This is a genomic window from Rubellimicrobium roseum (genome assembly GCF_006152145.1).
In the GTDB taxonomy this organism is placed as follows: Bacteria; Pseudomonadota; Alphaproteobacteria; order Rhodobacterales; family Rhodobacteraceae; genus Rubellimicrobium; species Rubellimicrobium roseum.
The window spans coordinates 1-17,287 of record NZ_VDFV01000064.1 but is presented as its reverse complement, the minus strand read 5'-3'; the positions used below and the strand labels follow the sequence as shown (position 1 = coordinate 17,287).

The 17,287-nt window shown below is 65.1% G+C and carries 15 protein-coding genes and 1 pseudogene; 7 read left to right on the top strand and 9 right to left on the bottom strand.

The genetic code is table 11. The features are described from left to right. Positions 1-466 precede the first annotated feature (466 nt). A complete protein-coding gene (locus tag FHG71_RS24070) occupies positions 467-613 on the bottom strand; it encodes a hypothetical protein (protein ID WP_218014194.1) in 147 nt (48 codons plus the stop codon). Positions 614-933: 320 nt separating this feature from the next. On the opposite strand from FHG71_RS24070, the gene FHG71_RS24620 reads away from it, so the two are divergent. After that, entirely contained in the window at positions 934-1,068 is a 135-nt protein-coding gene (locus tag FHG71_RS24620) for a hypothetical protein (protein WP_281281988.1), read from the top strand. 181 nt (positions 1,069-1,249) lie between these two features. Here FHG71_RS24620 and FHG71_RS20955 read toward each other — a convergent pair whose 3' ends face one another. From FHG71_RS20955 to FHG71_RS20930, 6 genes and pseudogenes are all read right to left on the bottom strand, one after another. Further along, positions 1,250-2,758 carry a tripartite tricarboxylate transporter permease gene (locus FHG71_RS20955; RefSeq protein ID WP_139083645.1) on the bottom strand — a complete coding sequence of 503 codons (1,509 nt, stop codon included), beginning with the start codon at positions 2,756-2,758 and terminating at the stop codon, positions 1,250-1,252. A gap of 12 nt (positions 2,759-2,770) precedes the next feature. After that, positions 2,771-3,235: a tripartite tricarboxylate transporter TctB family protein gene (locus FHG71_RS20950; RefSeq protein WP_139083644.1), complete on the bottom strand. Its 465-nt coding sequence runs from the start codon at positions 3,233-3,235 to the stop codon at positions 2,771-2,773. A 94-nt stretch (positions 3,236-3,329) separates the two neighbouring features. Beyond that, entirely contained in the window at positions 3,330-4,307 is a 978-nt protein-coding gene (locus FHG71_RS20945) for a tripartite tricarboxylate transporter substrate-binding protein (protein ID WP_139083643.1), read from the bottom strand. Between the two features lie 206 nt (positions 4,308-4,513). Then, positions 4,514-5,869, bottom strand: a complete 1,356-nt coding sequence (locus FHG71_RS20940) for a sigma-54-dependent transcriptional regulator (protein WP_139083642.1) — start codon at positions 5,867-5,869, stop codon at positions 4,514-4,516. After that, on the bottom strand, positions 5,866-7,740 hold the full coding sequence (locus FHG71_RS20935) for a sensor histidine kinase (protein WP_139083641.1): 1,875 nt from the start codon (positions 7,738-7,740) through the stop codon (positions 5,866-5,868). Before FHG71_RS20935 ends, FHG71_RS20940 begins: the two co-directional genes overlap by 4 nt. A 94-nt stretch (positions 7,741-7,834) precedes the next feature. After that, positions 7,835-8,950, bottom strand: a pseudogene (locus FHG71_RS20930) (integrase core domain-containing protein); the annotation flags it as partial. 98 nt (positions 8,951-9,048) lie between these two features. Between FHG71_RS20930 and FHG71_RS20925 the strand changes: the two are divergent. The 6 genes from FHG71_RS20925 (at position 9,049) to FHG71_RS20900 (ending at position 15,700) form a co-directional block, all read left to right on the top strand. Then, positions 9,049-9,342 (top strand): hypothetical protein, encoded by a 294-nt coding sequence (locus FHG71_RS20925; RefSeq protein ID WP_139083640.1) that lies wholly within the window; start codon positions 9,049-9,051, stop codon positions 9,340-9,342. Positions 9,343-9,826: 484 nt separating this feature from the next. Then, positions 9,827-10,630: a (2Fe-2S)-binding protein gene (locus FHG71_RS20920; protein ID WP_139083639.1), complete on the top strand. Its 804-nt coding sequence runs from the start codon at positions 9,827-9,829 to the stop codon at positions 10,628-10,630. Positions 10,631-10,816: 186 nt separating this feature from the next. Continuing rightward, positions 10,817-11,683, top strand: coding sequence for an ABC transporter ATP-binding protein (locus FHG71_RS20915; RefSeq protein WP_342777523.1), 867 nt, complete (start codon positions 10,817-10,819; stop codon positions 11,681-11,683). Beyond that, positions 11,680-12,675: a FecCD family ABC transporter permease gene (locus FHG71_RS20910; protein WP_139083638.1), complete on the top strand. Its 996-nt coding sequence runs from the start codon at positions 11,680-11,682 to the stop codon at positions 12,673-12,675. Before FHG71_RS20915 ends, FHG71_RS20910 begins: the two co-directional genes overlap by 4 nt. Next, positions 12,672-13,724 (top strand): FecCD family ABC transporter permease, encoded by a 1,053-nt coding sequence (locus tag FHG71_RS20905; RefSeq protein ID WP_139083637.1) that lies wholly within the window; start codon positions 12,672-12,674, stop codon positions 13,722-13,724. The genes FHG71_RS20910 and FHG71_RS20905 overlap by 4 nt, the downstream gene beginning before the upstream one ends. Before the next feature lie 1,022 nt (positions 13,725-14,746). Continuing rightward, a complete protein-coding gene (locus FHG71_RS20900; protein ID WP_139083636.1) occupies positions 14,747-15,700 on the top strand; it encodes an ABC transporter substrate-binding protein in 954 nt (317 codons plus the stop codon). Positions 15,701-15,772: 72 nt separating this feature from the next. Here FHG71_RS20900 and FHG71_RS20895 read toward each other — a convergent pair whose 3' ends face one another. Together FHG71_RS20895 and FHG71_RS24065 are read right to left on the bottom strand one after the other, a co-directional pair. After that, positions 15,773-16,687 carry an energy transducer TonB family protein gene (locus FHG71_RS20895; protein WP_176559551.1) on the bottom strand — a complete coding sequence of 305 codons (915 nt, stop codon included), beginning with the start codon at positions 16,685-16,687 and terminating at the stop codon, positions 15,773-15,775. Positions 16,688-16,989: 302 nt separating this feature from the next. Continuing rightward, the coding region (locus tag FHG71_RS24065) for a hypothetical protein (protein ID WP_218014193.1) at positions 16,990-17,287 on the bottom strand (298 nt) is incomplete at its 5' end.

Genomic DNA, 17,287 nt, shown 5'->3' with positions numbered 1-17,287 from the left:
CCCCAAGGTCTTTCTCTCGGCCATCGCCTTGGCCGCAACCGTCATGTTCTGGCTATGAGTCCTGAGCGTAGCAGAACGCTAGCCCAGCGATGGCTACAGGCTCTCTCCCGTTCATAAGCGCAACTATCGAGCACCTGTGCAGGCATTTCGAGCTCTTCATGGACGCCTACAATCAAGCCGTATGGCTCAAGCCCCTCAACAGGCCCACCTCTGCCCAGTTCATCTAGAAGGAGGGCAGCCGAAACCCACATTTCTCCATGAAGAACCGCACTAGTTCATGGTCGAACGGCCAGATCAGACTGTCAGGTTACCTGGCATGGCAGTGGATCTTGCGCAGCGGTCAGTTCACAGGCAACCCGGATTACCGCTGAGCGTACAAGCATGTTTACATGGTTGCACTTAGAAAGTGCCTGAGGACTCTCGAAGGTAGCATGAAGAGCTCGGGGAAGGTGCAGCCCATGCGCATTCATTGGTCTTTCCGGTCTGCCCCGATCAACCCTTCCACGTCGGCCTTCATGTGGATCTGAAGCACGTTCGAGGCGAGGCTGCGAAAAAAATTGCCACTATCAGCCTTTTGCAGCGCCTCGATCAGCTCCATCCTGTTGTAGGCCATCGGACCATCAGGTCCTCGTGGCTGCAGTGGAGGTGGACAAGTCCACCTAGCTGCACATCCCGATGAATGCCTCCAGCACCACCCGAAGATCCACCTCCTTGGATGCTAACGCCCCACACAAGGGGAGCCCTTTGCGGACGCTCTCAGCCGACGGGTCTGGTCGTCTGTGTCCTGCTGGCCGCTCATCCCGGCGCTCGTCTGGGACACTGCTCATCCGCAAACTTCCATCCGGCGGCTGCCCCCGTGTCCTGTTGCCTATCTTCGAGTGGGGTTAAGCTCGTCCACCGTCAGTAAGGCCTGCCGGTGCAAGGGGAGCCGACATGGGCGTGATCCTTTTCATCATCGGCCATGAGGCCACGACGCTGCCCGAGGTCTTCGTGAGTCTGCGGACCGCGGGCGTGCAGGTCGTCGTGGACGTCCGTGCTGTGCCGGCCTCCCTTCGGGCCGGGTTATAGAAAACGGTCCTGTGGACCTCTCTGCCGGCCGAGGACGTCGGCCACGAGCGTCTGCGGGGGCTCGGCACGCCCAAGCCGGGGCGGGAGCCGGCAAGGACCGCATCGTGGAGATGGAGGCGATCTTCACCGAGCACTTGCAGCTCACGAGTCGGCGTCCGGGGACGCATGGCGCGAGTGACCGTCAGTCTTCAGCCACGAAGACCTCCTCGCGCTTACGTCGGATCCGCGGCATGAGCATCACCGCGATCACCCCAAGCGTCAGGGCCAGAAGCGCGGCCGAGATCGGGCGCGTCAGGAACACCGAGGGATCGCCACGCCCCAGGATCATCGCTCGGCGCAGATTCTCCTCCAGCAATGGACCTAAAACGAAGCCCAAGAGAAGGGGGGCGGGCTCGCAGCGGAGCTTGAGGAAGACGTAGCCCAAAAGGCCAAAGGCCGCGACAGCGAAGAGATCGAAAGCGTTGCCCTTGACCGAGTAGACCCCGATCGAGCTGAAGGCGATGATGATCGGGAACAGGATGTGGTAAGGCACCTTGAGGAGCTTCACCCATATCCCGATCAGCGGGAGATTCAGCACGATCAGCATGAGATTGCCGATCCACATGGAGGCTATGATGCCCCAGAAAAGGTCGGGCTGCTCTGTTGCCACGTTGGGTCCCGGCACGATCCCCTGGATGATCATGGCCCCCACCATCAGCGCCATTACCGGGTTGGCCGGGATGCCAAGGGTCAGGAGCGGGATAAACGAGGTCTGCGCACCGGCATTGTTGGCCGACTCCGGACCCGCCACCCCGGCGATGGCGCCGCGCCCGAACTCCTCGGGCGTGGCGGAGAGCCGTTTCTCGATCGTATAGGAACCGAAGGAGGCCAGGATCGCCCCTCCCCCGGGCAGCACGCCAAGGATCGATCCGAGCATCGTGCCGCGGAGCATGGGCGCAACCATGGCTCGCAGGTCCGCGCGCGACGGGAAGAGTCCGCCGAGGCGTTGGCCTAGCACCTCACGGCTCCCCTGGCTGCCTTCGAGATTGCGCAGGATTTCGGCGATGCCGAAGACCCCTACGGCCAATGCGACAAAGTTGAACCCGTCGGCGAGTTCGGGCAGGCCTAGGGTGAAGCGGGGTGCTCCGGTGTAGATGTCCGTCCCGGCAAGGCCAAGAAGCAGACCTAGCACGACCATCGCCAAGGCTTTGAGAAAGGAGCCGTGCGCCAGAGCCACCGCACAAACCAGCCCTAGTACCATCAGGGAGAAGTACTCAGCTGCGCCGAACTTTAACGCCACGGTGGTCAGTGGAGGCGCGAAAAGCGCGACAAGCAGCGTCGCCACACTGCCCGCGAAGAAGGACCCCAGCGCCGCCACTGCCAAGGCGGTACCCGCTTTGCCGCGCCGCGCCATCTGGTAACCGTCGATGGCGGTCACGGCCGAGGAGGACTCGCCCGGCATATTGATGAGGATTGCGGTGGTCGAGCCGCCATACTGCGCGCCATAGTAAATCCCGGCCAGCATGATGAGCGATGACACCGGTTCGAGCTGGAACGTGATGGGCAGCAGCATGGCGATGGTCGCCGTGGCCCCGATACCGGGCAGCACGCCGATCAGCGTGCCCAGAATCACCCCGATCAGGCAGAACAGCAGGTTTGCCGGCGAGGCGGCCGTGGCGAAGCCGAGGGCCAGGTTGGACAGCAGGTCCATGGGAGTGCCTTGTCACTGGGCCAGCCAGGGGCCGAAACGCCGGAACGGCAGACCCAAGGCATAGGAGAACACGATCGTCGAGAAGGCCGTGACGGTCACGGCGAGCGCCAGTGCCTGCCACGGCTTCATCCGGGGCGAGGCAAAGGCGGCCAGCAGCGTCGCCAGGAACAGCGCTGGCACGAAGCCCAGACCCCGGACGGTCAGGCCGAAGAGGATGGGCGCTGGCAGCAGGAAGGCCGCGCCTCGCCAAGCCAGGGGACCGATCGCTTCGTCCGGGTGCGACCGCAGCCCGGAGGCGAGGATCAGGACGCCCAGCAGCGTGAGCACCCCGGCGAGCACAAGCGGGGCATAGCCCGGGCCCATGCGGAGGGAGGTTCCGATCTCGAGCCCGAGCGCCGAGAACCCGAAGGCCAGGCCGAGAAGGATGAAGATGACGCCAGCGGCAACATCGGTGGGGTCGAAGGTACGGTCGCGCATGGGCAGCCCCGAGCTGAGAATGAGCGGATCGGCAGCAGACGGTCTCCGGCCCCGGCTCGGGCCGCATCGAGCGGGAACCGGGACCGGGCGCGGCTCAGTCGGCGTAAACGCCGGCGGCCTCGATGATCGGACGCCAGCGCTCGATCTCCTCGTTCAGTCGGGTCTCCAGCGCGGCCGGCGTCGCGTCTTCGGCAGGCGAGGGTGCAGTGCCGAGTTCGGCCAACTGCTCCGCGATTGCCGGGTCCGCCAGAGCCGCCTGCAGCGCGGAAGACAGCCGGTCGATGGCCTCCTGCGGGGTGCCGGCGGGAGCATAGATGCCGTGCCAGACCGTCACATCCAGACCCTGCAGCCCTGCCTCGGACGCGGTGGGCAGATCGGGGAAGAGGTCGAGCCGCTCGGGCGTCGTGACAGCATAGGCCTTGATGGTGCCGCCCTGGATTTGCTCGGTCGTGTTGGTGGTCTGGTCGCACATGATGTCGATCTGTCCACCCACGAGTTCGGTCATCGCCGGGCCCGTGCCGCGATATGGAACGGTGACGATGGGAGCATCGAGCGCCTGCATGAGCAACATCCCGCACAGATGCGACGCCGCGCCAATCCCCGCGTTGGCCATGGTGATCGTGTCGGCGTTCTCCTTTACGTAAGCGACAAAGGCGGCCATGTCCGCGGGCTCGAAATCCGCCCGCGCCACCACCGTCATTGGCACCTCGGTCACGAGGCCAATGGTCGCAAAGGCTTCAAGCGTCTCATAGGGCAGCTCGCGGTAGAGCGTCTCAGAGGTGGCCATGCCGATGTGGTGCAGCAGAATCGTGTAGCCGTCGGGCTCGGCCTCGGCGACCTGCGCCGCGCCCAGCGTGCCACCCGCACCGCCCACGTTCTCTACGATAATCTGTTGGCCCAGTTCCTCGGACATCTTCTCACCGATCAGCCGCCCGACGGTGTCGGTGGGCCCGCCGGCCGCGAAGGGCACGACCATGGTGATCTGCCGCTCAGGATAGGATTGGGCAAGAGCAGTCGTGGCCAGCAGCGCCGCAACGCTCGCAAAGCTGCCGATGCGCGAAACTTGTGCCATGGGTTCTCCTCCCTCAAATGGCCTATGGCCCGTGCGGGCTTCCTCCTCGAGGCCGACACGGTCGTGCCTATAAGGACCGACCCTCGGAACGAGTGCAAAGGTGCGGCGCACAGAAAACTGGGTATGTGGAGGCCACCCTGCCCGGCATGGGTGGAAACGGTAACAAGCACACCGACTGGTGGGTAGAAATCCACCCATCGGACCGTTCAGTCTTCGCTTCCGTCCGGGTCTGCGACCAGATGCCGGTCGATGCCATGCTTCTGCATCTTCTCGTAAAGAGTCTTCCGACTGACCCCAAGATTCTCGTAGACTGGCTTGAGGCGGCCGCCGTTTGCGGCGATAGCCGCGGCGATGATGCTGCGTTCAAAGGCCGCAATACGGTCGGCCAAGCGCCCGGTCATCGCGCCGCTCTCCTCCGCGCTCATCCAGTCAAGCTCGAGCACCCATCGTTCCGCGGTGTTTCTGAGCTCGCGAACATTGCCGGGCCACGGCCGAGCCGCGAGGTCGGCCAGGAGTTCGGGAGGTGGCACCGGGTCTGGGCGTCCGTGCCGGGCCGCGGCCTCGCGGACGAGTTGAAGGAACAGAAGCGGTATGTCCTCGCGCCGCTCGGCCAAGGACGGGATGCGCAAATGGGTCACGGCCAGCCGCCAGTAAAGGTCCTCGCGGAATTCGCCTGTGGCGATGAGACCGGCGAGGTCGACCTTGGATGTCGCGATGAAGCGCACGTCGAGGGGGATGGGCTCGTTGGACCCGAGCCGTGTAATGAGCCGATCCTGGAGCACCCGCAGAAGGCGAGGCTGGAGTTCGATCGGCATCGAGCCGATCTCGTCGAGAAGGATCGTGCCGCCGCGCGCGTGCTCGAATCGGCCGAAGCGAGGTCGCATCGCACCGGGGAAGGCGCCCGCCTCGTGGCCGAAGAGCTCGCTTTCGATCATCTGGGCGGGCAGTGCCGGGCAGTTGATCACCACGAAAGATCGTTGCGCGCGCGGAGACAGGTCATGGATGGCGCGAGCCGCCACTTCCTTTCCGGCGCCGGTGGGGCCGATCAGCAGAACATCGGTCTCGCTGGGTGAAATGGCCCGCAGCCGCCGACGCAGGTCGATGGCTGCGGCACTGCGGCCGGGCAGGCGCACCTCCAGATCGTCCTGCTGTCCCGCGACGGCGCGTAGGCGGCGGTTGTCCAAGACCAGCGCGCGGTGCTCGAGAGCGCGGCGCAGCACGGCCACGAGTTCCTGCATTGCGAACGGCTTCTCAATGAAGTCGTAAGCGCCGCGCCGCATGGCGTCGACGGCGAGCTGCACTTCGGCGTGACCGGTGACCAGAACCACTGGCAATTCGGGGTCGACCTCGCGCAGCCGCGCAAGCAGCATCATGCCGTCCATGCCTGGCATGCGGATGTCCGTCACGACGGCGCCATTGAGACCCGGGCGGGCATGGGCCAGCGCCTCCTCGGCTGAAGACAGGGGAAGGCAGGCGAGCCCGGCAAGCTCCAGAGCCTGTGACGTGGAATGCCGCATGCTCTCGTCATCATCCACAAAGAGGACGGTGGGGGTCGGCGTCATTCCGCAGCCATCCCGCGCTGCTCCCCGGGGTCGGCGACGTCCAGCGCGACAACGAACGCCGCGCCGCCCTCCAGGCCACGATCTACCGTGAGGTGTCCACCGAAATCCTTGATGATGTTATACGAGATCGAAAGTCCCAGACCCAGGCCCGCACCGATTCCCTTGGTGGTGAAGAAGGGATCGAAGATGCGGTCCGCGATGGCCGGTGCCACACCGGGCCCGCTGTCGGACACGGTCAGGAAGATGCGAGTGCCCACCCGTCTGGCAAACAAGTGAATACGCCGCATCTCTCGCCCCTCTACCGCGTCGGCCGCGTTCGTGAGCAGATTCACGAGAACCTGCTGGAGCCGCACCGGCCCTGCGCGCGCTGGCCCGAGTTCTTCGGGTAGATCCGTCTTCACCTCGGCTCCGACCGCCGCAAGGCGGGCTGCGCACACGGCCAGTGCCTCCGCCACGGCTTCCGCCAGATTAACGCCCTGCAGAGCCGTCTCCGGCTTCCGCGCCACCTCGCGCAGGTGACGGGAGATGGCGGCCATCCGGTCCACCAGCTTCAGGATCTGGTGGAGGTTTCCCCGGACCCGGTCGGTCTCGCCACGGTCGATCAAGAGCGTGGCGCTGTCGGCGTAGTTGCGCACGGCCGCGAGTGGCTGATTGATCTCATGGCTCAGGGCGGCAGAGATACGCCCGAGGGCGGACAACTTGCCCGCTTGAACCAGATCGGCTTGGGTTCGTCGCAGTTCTGTTTCGGTGGCTCTCCGCTCCATCACTTCTGCGGCGATCAGGCGATTGGCCGTCTCCAACTCTACCGTGCGTTCCTCGACCCGCCGCTCCAACTCGATCTTCGCCGCTTCCTTCATCGCCAGCCGGTCGCGTTCGCGCTGCCGCCATTGTCGGAGGGCAATAAGACCCAGCGCCGAAGCCCCTAGAAGCGCAATGAAAAGGCCGGTGACAATTCGCGCTTGCGCCCGCAGCGGAGCAGCGTCGAGCAAGACATGGAGTGACCAGCCGGCCGCAGGCATGAATCGGCGGACCTCGATGTATTCGACGAGGTGCGCGGCACGACTCCCGACTGTAACGAGATCGACTTCTCCAGCCGCTGTCCGGTCGACCCTCGCTTCCCGGGGGGTGACGTCGGCATACCGCTTGGATGCCTGTGCGCGGGCGAGCCGTTCGGCTGTCAGCGGTTTGAAGGCGGCGTAAAGCCAATCCGGTTCGCTGGACATGAATGCGATCCCATCAGCGTCCGAGACGATGATGCGCTCGACACCCGACCTCCATTCGGCCTCCACCTTGTCGACGCCGACCTTGACCGCAATCACCCCAACGATGCGCCCCGCCAGATCACGGATGGGTCCGGCAAAATAATAGCCTCTGATGCCAGAGGTGGTGCCAAGACCGAAAAAACGCCCAACGCGCCCACTTCGGGCTTCCGTGAAATAAGGCCGGTAACTGAAGTTCTGGCCGACGAAGCTGTCGGGCCTTGCATGGTTGCTGGCGGCCAAGGTCGTGCCATCAAGGCCAATCACATAGATCTCGGATGAGCCAAGGATCGCATTTCGCTCTTCGAGCCAGCGATGCGCCTCGCTCACCCGGTATTCGGTATCGATCGCGTGTGGTTCCATCACCAGACGTCGCAACGGCTCGTCATCGGCGAGGAGCTGCGGAACGATCTCAAACCGCCGGAGCCAGCCACTCAGGGCACTTGCCGTCAAGTTCAGCATTGCCTCGGCGCGGGCTTGACCCTCCCGAAGATGAAACTGTGTTGCGGCCTGTCCGACACCGATGGCGAGTGCAACAGCCAGCACGAAGCAGACAGCAAGAACGCGGGCTGACTCGTTCTTGAACCGGTCGGCTTCCCTTGACTGGGCCATTCGCCTCTCCGCTTGGTCCTGAATGGTTGCAGAGCTTGGTGCCTCGAAGAGTTGCCGCGAACTCGACCATCCCCACTGAGTGGCCCGAGTTAATTTAAGTGCAGCACTGGTTTGGTCTGGGGTTTGGAGTCGTTTGGGCGTGGGCAGCTTGGTACGCGCAGGCCCGGGGCGTCAAGCCGCGCACAGCTGAGAGGGGTCGCTCGTCGGTGCGCTCCCTTCGCCGGTGTTCGATCCGTCCCGGGCGTCAGCCATCGGCAGGAATCAGGACGCGTTCCGGCCTGGGGCTCGCAGGCGGCCGTTGAACGCCTCGATACGGGCGTTGCCCGTGGGGTACCCTGGACGGTAGACGTTCAGGTCGACGCGGATCCGGCAGGCCCACGGGTCCAGAGCCCGGCCAGCAGGCACAGGGCCGTTGCCGCCCCGCCGGCTCTTCGGGCGACCCTGGACTTGGACGAGGTCGTCCAGGGCTTCGACGACCTGATGGGCCGGACGCCCGCCCCCGGCGCGGTCGAGAGCGCTTCTCGCGTGGGGCCTCCACCACGGTCAGGATCAAGGGCCGCAGGTCGAAGAGCCGGTCAGACAAGACGTTCATGGCCCAGACCTTGCTGGGGCCGCCCACCTCCGACCGTCTTTGGCGGTGACGGCAAGCCCGCTTGCGCCGCGGCCCTTGGGGCTGAACGGCCAGCCCCGCCTCGCGGCGGAGCCGACAGGCTCTCTCGTGCTTCAGGGTCCACCCCTCCCGTCGAAGCAGGATGTGGAGCTGGCGGTGGCCGCACCGGACCCGGCTCAAGACCAATTCCTTGAGCCGTCTTCGGAGAGCGGCCTGTGGGTCAGAGTGGTTGCGGTGCCACGGCGAGAGCGGGCGTTCCCGTCGTGGAACAGGCCCGCCGTTCGGCTCGAGCCGAAGGCCACCCGAAGCGGCCCCGCGCCCTCGCGGCGCACAGTGGGCCTTATACCACTCAGTGCGGAGCATCCTGAAGCAAGGCCCGGTCCAGGTGGGGTCAGCCACAAGCCTCTCCAGCCTGCTTGTTTCGTCCTAGAACCGCCTAGGCGCCGGATGTTTGGGACATCCGTCCCGGCGTGCTGCTTTCTTCTTCCGGGGGAACGCGGGCTCGCAGATGCTCAGCTTGCGGCAGATCCCCTCCACCGGGGTTCCTTCCTACGCCTGCCCCTGGGCAAAGGCGACCTGCTCGTCACCGGGGCACTTCCGCTTCGTGGCGCTCGGTCCTCCTCAGGATCGAGGTGCCCGGAAAGCTGCCGTCACACCGGACCAGGCCTCAGGGGCGGAACCAAGAGGGCTACTGACCGATGACAGCCCAGCGACCGTCGATGGACGACGGTGGCTCTCGGGGAAGCTGGCGAGTCATCAACCTGCGCGCGACGTTGATTGAGCGGCTCGAGGACAGGCGGTCGCTCAAGCAGATCGCCGGTCGGCTGAAGCTCGAATTGAGCAGCGTTCATCGGCTCTGCCACGAGACGATCCACCCTTTCGTCACCGGGGCCGAAAATCGAAGCCAAGAACCGGCCCGCTATCTGCTCGAACTGCGTTCCCAGCACCGGTCCTGCTTTGCCAAGAAGCCGAGAAGATCAACGCTCGGGTAGAGTTTGGACCCTGGGAAACGGACCTGATGATCTTCCGGAAGGAGCAAGGGCCCGCCAAGGTGGCCTCGGTGATCCCACGCAAGGGCCGTTTCTCGGTTCGGTGACGGTGACCGCCGCTCCAAGCTAGCCGTGGGCCAGTTCACCGAGCTGATCTCGCCTCTGCTCCAAGCGGCTCGGCCAAGCCTGACCTTCAAACGTGACCTGGAGTTCGTCTCTCGGCATGGGCGAACGTGATCCGCTTCGATCCGCGAATGATCCCCGACATCATCTCGAAGTCGGTCATCGGACGTCTCACTGCGAACGTAAGCCACGCCGGCCGGAACCTGGGCGTTAGGGTTCTCGCCAAGACCCTGTACTACACATCGAAGTCTGAGACATTACGCTAAACCTGACTATTCTTGTAATGTTTGAGTTGACATAGACAACAGTTTCACTCAGCTATGCATCTGCGACGGGATGGAATGTCGCCTGCGATGGATAGCTTATGGTCCTGTCCCCGCCCGATCTTGACGACGTCCGTGACGGGCCACTGACGTTGTTCGCGCTGGCGACTGATCCGGCACGGCTTGATGTCTGGCTGGAGGAGCATCGGCAGCTTCATCCAGGCACGGACCTGAAGGCTGCAGCGGCTTTCTTCCTAGGGAGTCTTGCTTACGAGATCACAAAGCTTTTCGCACAGCAGGTTCTAAACCGTGGGGAGGACACATGGCCGCTGGCGGATACCGTTCACCTGCGCTTGGGTTGGGCGACTTGGCATGAGGATGGCGGGAGCGGCCGAACCCTCACCTATCGTGTCGAGTTCGCGGATCCCATCCCGAGTAGGTCTGGTCAGCCAAGCTGCGGGCTCCTGAAGCATTGCGAGAGGCTGGTTTTCGCCCTCCACGACCGCTCTACGCTACCCACGAGCGCGTTGTGGCGGATCGTCACCGACTCCGTCGCTGCGGCCTGCCTGGACACCGGAAAGATGCGCAACTGTCCCGCTGCCGGAATGGCGCTGGCCCGCGAAATGCTGTCGATCCCTGGCTGGCCTTTCTTCAACCGGCAGTGGGGCTTCTTCGAGATCACGGCCACTCGGCCCGACGGGCGTCCTGTGTGCGAATGGTTCCGCGCCCGAGGAGGCTGCTGCCGCTACTATACGGTGGCGGGCGGTGAGTATTGTACGACCTGCGTGCTTCGGGATGCCGAAAGCCGCAACGCGCGACTGCGCGACTGGCTCGCCACCCGGCCGGAAGCCGGATGCCCCGCACCAGGCCTGGCCAAAGCCGATACGGTCGACGATGCGGCCTGATGCCGTTCCTTACAGGTGCGCTGCGCAGCAAGGAACACGGCGCCAACCCTGGACGGCAGACCGATCCCTACTTTCAGGCTCTATCCCCCCTACAGCCTCTGAGCCGCCGATGATCAAAGCCGTCATGCCGCTTTCCTGTAACCAGAGCCGGCCGATCGCGCGATCTGCCCCCCAAGGAGCAGAGAAGTGATCCGACAAGCCTTGTACCCCGAAGAAATGCTGCACTCCGATGGCAAGACTGCACGGTTGGCCCCGCGCCTTGTAGGCCGTGGTCTGCACGTCGGCTACGGCAAGGCGATGGTGCTCCGCAACGTGGATTTCGAGGCGGCACCTGGGGAGATGACCGTTCTCGTAGGCGCGAATGGCTGCGGCAAGTCCACGCTCCTCAAGACGCTTGCGCGTGTGCTGCATCCCCAGGCGGGCGAGGTGCGGCTCGATGGCCAGCCGATCCATGGCATGTCCACGCGCGAGGTGGCGCGGCGTCTTGCGCTGCTGCCCCAAGGTCCTGTCGCACCTGAAGGGCTCACCGTACGTGAACTTGTGGCGCAGGGGCGGTTCCCGCACCAGTCGCTCTTGCGGCAGTGGTCGCGCGATGATGCGGCGGCTGTGGAGCGTGCCATGGCTGCAACCGATGTATCCGCATTCGCAGATCGTGCCGTGGACTCCCTGTCGGGTGGCCAGCGGCAGCGCTGCTGGATCGCCATGGTTCTGGCGCAGGACAGCGATCACTTGCTTCTCGACGAGCCCACAACCTTCCTTGACTTGAAGGTGCAGGTGGACCTCATGGCGCTTCTCGCCCGCGTGGCGCGCCAGGAAGGCCGCACCGTGGTGCTCGTTCTCCACGAGATCAACGTGGCCGCCGCCTTTGCGGACAGGATCGTGATGATGCGGGCGGGACAGGTTGTGGCCGCCGGCGCACCCCGGGAGGTGATCACGCCCGCCTCACTGCGGAAGGTGTTTGACCTCGAAGCCGACGTGATCCCAGCCCCACGGACCGGGCGGCCGGTCTGTATTCCCTGCGCAGATGGCATGGACAAGGTGAGTCTCCCATGAAGCCCGCCCACCTCCAAGCTGTTGCGGGCGCACCTGTGGTGCTGGGGCTCCTTGTCCTGACCTTTGGCTGGCATGTGAGCGTAGGCGTCAAAGCCGTGCCGCTGGCCACCGTGGCCGACGCACTCTTGGATTTTGACCCGGAGGTCTTCGACCATGTGGTCATCCGCGACCTCCGTTTACCGCGTGCGGTCTTCGCGGCCGTTGTAGGGGCGAGCCTGTCAGTGGCGGGTGCGCTCATGCAGGGGGTGACGCGCAACCCGCTGGCTGAACCTGGGCTTCTGGGTCTGATGGCCGGGGCCTCCTTTGCGGTGGTCGCGGCGGGGGCGCTGATGGGAGGCGGAAGCTCGGCCTTGCTGCCGCTCATTGCGGCACTTGGCGCGCTGGGAGGAGCGGGCCTGGTGTGGGGGATTGCAATGGCCGCACCTAGCGGGGCCACGTCTCTGTCGCTGGTGCTGGCGGGTGCAGCAGTCACTGCTTTCCTTTATGCGGCCGTGACGCTCCTCCACCTACTCGACGAACAGACGTTCCAGAACCTGCGCGTGTGGCTCAACGGCACCCTGGCGGGGCGCAGCCCTGAGGTGTTCTGGTGGTGCCTGCCCTGGTTCGCGGGCGGCCTCGCCCTGGCGTTTCTCCTGGCCCGGCAGGTCACGGCGCTGGCCATGGGCGAGGAGGCGGCGATCGGCCTAGGTGTGAACGTCGCCCGGATCAAGCTGCTGGCGCTCTTCGCCGTGGTCGCCTTGACTGCCGCCTCCGTGGCGCTCGTGGGACCCATGGGCTTTGTCGGTCTAGTCATCCCACACGCCGTGCGGCTCCTCGTGGGTTCGGACTATCGACTGATCGTGCCCTACTCGGCCGGTCTGGGCGCGGTTTACCTTTTGGCCATCGACGTGGTGGCGCGAATGGTGCTCGCACCGGTGGAGGTGGCGACCGGCCTCGTGACCGCGCTGGTCGGCGGCCCCGTGTTCGTTTGGCTCGTAAGAGTCCGGCTATGACCCGCTCTGTGATGGTTGAACTGGTCGGTGGTCGCCTGTCGCTCGCCTTACTCGTTTGGCCGCTCGCCGTCTTGGTCCTTTTGGCATGTGCCCTCCTGCTGACTGGAGCCTTCAGCCTCCTGACCGGCAGCTACGGCCTGAGCGCGCCCGATGTGCTGGCCGTTCTGCGCGGCACCTTGCCCGAGGCCGTAGCCGGCACCGTGGTTTGGGAGTTCCGCTTTCCACGCTTGCTCGTGGCCATGTTGGCGGGCGCGCTTCTTGCTCTATCGGGCGCAATTCTTCAGGGGGTCACACGCAATCCGCTCGCCGACCCCTCGCTCGTAGGCGTGAGCCAAGGAGCAAGCCTCGCAGTGGTGTCGCTGATCATCCTGGCCCCTCAGGCCGATGGGGCCCTGCGTCCCTTCGCGGCCTTTGCAGGCGCGCTGGCCGTGGCTGCGCTCATCCAAGCCATGTCAGGCGCGCGAACGACTGGCGCAACGATGCGCTTCGTCCTGACCGGGATTGGGATGGCGGCCTTCATCTCCGCCGTGACTTCGACGCTTCTCACCTACGGACGCATCGATGGGGCTTTATCAGCACTGGGATGGCTCGCGGGCAGCGTTCATGCAGCCGGCTGGAACGAGGTGCGCGCCTTGGGCCTTGTCGGGGCCATGATCGTGCCTGCGGCCACTTGGGCGGCGCGGCCACTAGGAGCGTTGCGCATGGGGCCAGAGGTGGCGGTGGGGTTGGGCCTTGCCGTGTCACCCGCACGAGTTGGTCTCATCACCCTTTCGGTCGCAGCCGCGGCCGCGGCGGTGGCGGCGGTCGGGCCCCTAGGCTTTGTGGGTCTGGTCGCACCGCACATAGCACGCCGCGTGGCTCACTCGGGTCCGGGGCTGCACCTCGCGCTTTCGGCCGCAACTGGAGCGCTGATGGTAACCTTGGCGGACCTCATCGGCAGGGCCGCCTTTGTACCCCTCCAGATCCCTGCCGGCCTCGTGACGGCGCTGATGGGTGCGCCGCTCTTCGTCGCGCTGATGCTGCGTGCGCAATCCCGTCAGAACCTGTGAGGACCAGCCATTCCGGAAACGGAGACCGACCATGCGACCTGACTGTCAGACCGTCCTCCTCGCCTTCACCGCTGTCCTTTACAGCCTTGCCTGCCCTCGCCTTGGATTGCGAGCCGGGCATTCGCGCATGAGACAGGGGAAACCTGCACCCGGGAGGAGCCGCAGCGCATCGTCGCGGGGCGGCATGACAGCATCGCTACCCCTCTCATCGACATCGGTGCCCCCGTAGTGGGCACCACCAAGGACATCGGTGGCCACACGGGGGAGCGCTTCATTCGTGGCGCCACGCATATCCTCCGCGTCAACGTCCGTGAGGCAAGCGGGATCGCCGACATCGGCGCGGGCGACATTGACCTTGAGGCCGTGGCGGCGTTGTCTCCGGACCTGATTCTCCTGCCAGCTTGGAAGGCGGCTCTGTTCGGCCAGGCGAGCCAGATCGCTCCCACGGGCGTCATGGCTAGCAACCAGCCACTCCTCTATCACCTAGACTTCGTCGCCGACACGGCAGGACGCCGAGGTGCCTACGATCAGCTGCTGGAGCGATACCGCACCCACGTACAGGAATTGCATGCAGCCCCAGGCAATCCCGATGCGACAAGGGGGTCGCGCGTCGACATGGACGAGGGTATCGTCTGGTACTACCCCCAATTGGGGCACAGTGGATTAGGTTCTGGACGATGTAGGCTGTGCCCGTCCCGCAATCGTTGCCGATCTGACCGAGAATGCCGAGTTCAGTGTCGAGGTGGTGCCCGGTTTCGGCGCGGACTTCGTGCTGTCCAGTCATGCGGACCACTTCGGCCAGAGCGTTGCAGCGCTCTCAAGCCAGTGGGATTCCACAGCCCTGTTCTGGCGCGAGATCGACGGCGTGCGAGATGGCAACCACTTCTGGTACCTGCGTGACGTCTGGGTGGGCTACACGTTCCGATCCCCCGCTGCGGTCGTCGACAGTCTGCGCCTGCTCACGGCAGGACGCTTGCCCCCTGACGCCTTCCGCTCCCAACCACTCCCTAGAGGACTCCTCGATGCCGAAGATCCACTTCCTTGTGCTGGCTATTCTGCCTGTCCCGGCGCTCGCGCAGGATTTCCCTCTCACCATCGCCCACAAGTTCGGCACGACCGTGATCGAGGCGCGGCCCGAACGCGTGGCCTCTCTCGACTTCAACGGCGCCGACAATCTACTCGCCTTGGGCATCCAGCCGGTGACGGTGCGCGATTGGTACGGCGATCATCCCCGCGGCGTCTGGCCCTGGGCCGACACGCTGATGGACAGCAACCCGAAGATCCTGCGGGGCGAACTCGATTTCGAGCAGATCGCCACTACCGACCCGGACGTCATCATCGCCCTCTGGTCGGGCATCACCGCCGAGGAGTACGAGCGCCTGACCCTCATTGCGCCCGTAGTGGCCGTGCCCGAGGGCGTGGGCGATTATGCGCTCCCTTGGGATGAGCTCGCGCTCACCGCGGGCCGTGTCGTGGGACGTGAAGCGGACGCCGAGGCAAAAGTGGCGGCGATCCGCGACAGGCTCGCCGAGGTCGCCGCGGAACACCCCGATTGGCAGGGTCTGACGGCCGCGGTGGCGGGCGCCTTCGAGGGGGAGGTGGGCGCCTACACTTCGGCCGACATCCGGCCTCTCGTACTGGCCGAAATGGGCTTTCAGGTGCCTGAAGAGATCGACACACGGGTCGGTGCCAATGAGTTCTGGGTAAGCTTCTCGCAGGAGGACTTATCGCCTATCGACGCGGACCTGCTGCTTTGGATCGATGGCGAGGACAACTTCGCAGGAGTGAACGCCTTGGCCGCGCGGCCCTTCCTCACCGCTCACCGGGAGGGGCGCGAGATCTTCCTGGGCGAGGAGATTACCAGCGCCTTCTCGCACAGCTCGCTCTTGAGCCTGCCCCTCGTCATCGACCGACTTGTACCCATGATCGAAACCGCCCTCGACGGCGACCCGGAGACTCACGCCGACGACCGCTGACCTTTGTCCCGAGATGGCTGCCGCCACCCAGAAACCGGCCGACACGTGGACCAGTGAGACTTGGGTGTCTTCTCAGTTTCCAGTGAACTGGAACGAGAAGCTGACCTGCGCACCCGGCGGCGGCGGCGGGAAGGGCGCCGCCCGCTGCACCAGGGCGAGGCCCGCCTGATCGACCTCGGCAACCCCCGAGCTTTGGGCGACTCCGAGAGAGTTCAAGACGCCATTCGAAGCCACGCTGAAGACGATCACGGTTGTCCCGCTCTGGCGTATGCGGTCGCGGCGCGTCCGCGCGAGACGCTGCATGACCTCTCCCGGATAGCTCGCCGCTGCTGCATTGGCCTGCGCCGCATCACCTTGCCCGCTCTGCGATGCAGTACCCTGTGCTTGTCCTTGGTTTGAGCCACGCCGCGCTTCAACTTCCGAGGCGCCCTCGGACGGCGGAGCCGAAGTCTCGGCGACCTCAGACTCAGGCTCGCGGGCCGGCTCTGGCTGCGGCTCTGGTTCGGGGTCTTCCATCAGGTCTTGCGGTCGTTCGGGCGGACGGGGCGCCTCGGTGACCTCTGTCGGGCTCAGTTCTTCGCGTAGCGCCTCTACGACATTGGTGGGCGCAACAGGGGTCGTCCGCGGCGTGGACATGGTGGCCTCCGCAGGCTCCTCTTGGCCGACAGTGATCGGACTGGCCGGCTCCGGGTCGTCGGTGGAGACTTCGACCGACTGGGCAACTGCAGGAGCTGAAACATCGGCCTGCACCCGCTCGGCCGGGACCGGAGCCGCGGGACGAGCTTGCGCCGCACTCGGAGGCACGGCTTCGGCAGTGCCGATTGCCAAGTCCAAGGGTGCGATTTCCAGGGTGGTGGTTCCACTCACGGCTTGGGTCCGCTGCGATGGCGCGACCGGCGTCGCTTGCATGGGGGGCATGCCTGCAATGATCGCGCCCAGGTACTCCTTCTCTGACACCGCTCGCACAGGGGTGACCTCAAAGGGCATGGGCTCGGGCTCGAGTCCCCAGCCAACGAGGAGCCACGCCAGGAGGCCCACATGTCCCATAGCCGAGGCTACAAGAGCCAAAGCAGTGAACCTCGCGTACGTTCGGGTGCGCGAGGCCGGTTCAGAGAGCGGCAGGTCCGTACGACGTACACGCCTCACAGGCGTGGTTCCGCAGCGTTTGGCGATCTGATCGATGCTGGTAGTGCGGGAAACCGCAAGATCTAGCCGGACCGCCGCAGGGTACTCTCCCTTGCGCGCTCTCAGAGCGCCCGAGGCGAGACTGGATTGATCTCTCGGGCCAGTCACGTCCGCTCCGCTCGACGGGAGAACGGAGTCACGCTGCTACAGCCATCCACAGGATGCATCACGGCATTAGCCACTACCGCCTCGTCCCGTACGCCCGACTGCCCCAGGCAATCCGACGCCTCGACCAAGGGCATGTCGACCTCGCTGTCTCGCTCATGGAGCTCAAAAAGCTGACGGATATCGTGCCACATGCCTGCTTCTCCAAGGATGCTGATGCTGCTTTGCCAGCTCAGCAGGAGTGCGTGGCCGGTGGCTGAGATGTATGCCCCGCGGGTCATGGGTGGGGGCTCAGCC

Bases quoted from the DNA above. Each gene is read 5' to 3' on its own strand.
- FHG71_RS24070 (WP_218014194.1), bottom strand. From the start codon at position 613: ATGGCCTACAACAGGATGGAGCTGATCGAGGCGCTGCAAAAGGCTGAT.
- FHG71_RS24620 (WP_281281988.1), top strand. From the start codon at position 934: ATGGGCGTGATCCTTTTCATCATCGGCCATGAGGCCACGACGCTGCCC.
- FHG71_RS20955 (WP_139083645.1), bottom strand. From the start codon at position 2,758: ATGGACCTGCTGTCCAACCTGGCCCTCGGCTTCGCCACGGCCGCCTCG.
- FHG71_RS20950 (WP_139083644.1), bottom strand. From the start codon at position 3,235: ATGCGCGACCGTACCTTCGACCCCACCGATGTTGCCGCTGGCGTCATC.
- FHG71_RS20945 (WP_139083643.1), bottom strand. From the start codon at position 4,307: ATGGCACAAGTTTCGCGCATCGGCAGCTTTGCGAGCGTTGCGGCGCTG.
- FHG71_RS20940 (WP_139083642.1), bottom strand. From the start codon at position 5,869: ATGACGCCGACCCCCACCGTCCTCTTTGTGGATGATGACGAGAGCATG.
- FHG71_RS20935 (WP_139083641.1), bottom strand. From the start codon at position 7,740: ATGGCCCAGTCAAGGGAAGCCGACCGGTTCAAGAACGAGTCAGCCCGC.
- FHG71_RS20925 (WP_139083640.1), top strand. From the start codon at position 9,049: ATGACAGCCCAGCGACCGTCGATGGACGACGGTGGCTCTCGGGGAAGC.
- FHG71_RS20920 (WP_139083639.1), top strand. From the start codon at position 9,827: ATGGTCCTGTCCCCGCCCGATCTTGACGACGTCCGTGACGGGCCACTG.
- FHG71_RS20910 (WP_139083638.1), top strand. From the start codon at position 11,680: ATGAAGCCCGCCCACCTCCAAGCTGTTGCGGGCGCACCTGTGGTGCTG.
- FHG71_RS20905 (WP_139083637.1), top strand. From the start codon at position 12,672: ATGACCCGCTCTGTGATGGTTGAACTGGTCGGTGGTCGCCTGTCGCTC.
- FHG71_RS20900 (WP_139083636.1), top strand. From the start codon at position 14,747: ATGCCGAAGATCCACTTCCTTGTGCTGGCTATTCTGCCTGTCCCGGCG.
- FHG71_RS20895 (WP_176559551.1), bottom strand. From the start codon at position 16,687: ATGCCCTTTGAGGTCACCCCTGTGCGAGCGGTGTCAGAGAAGGAGTAC.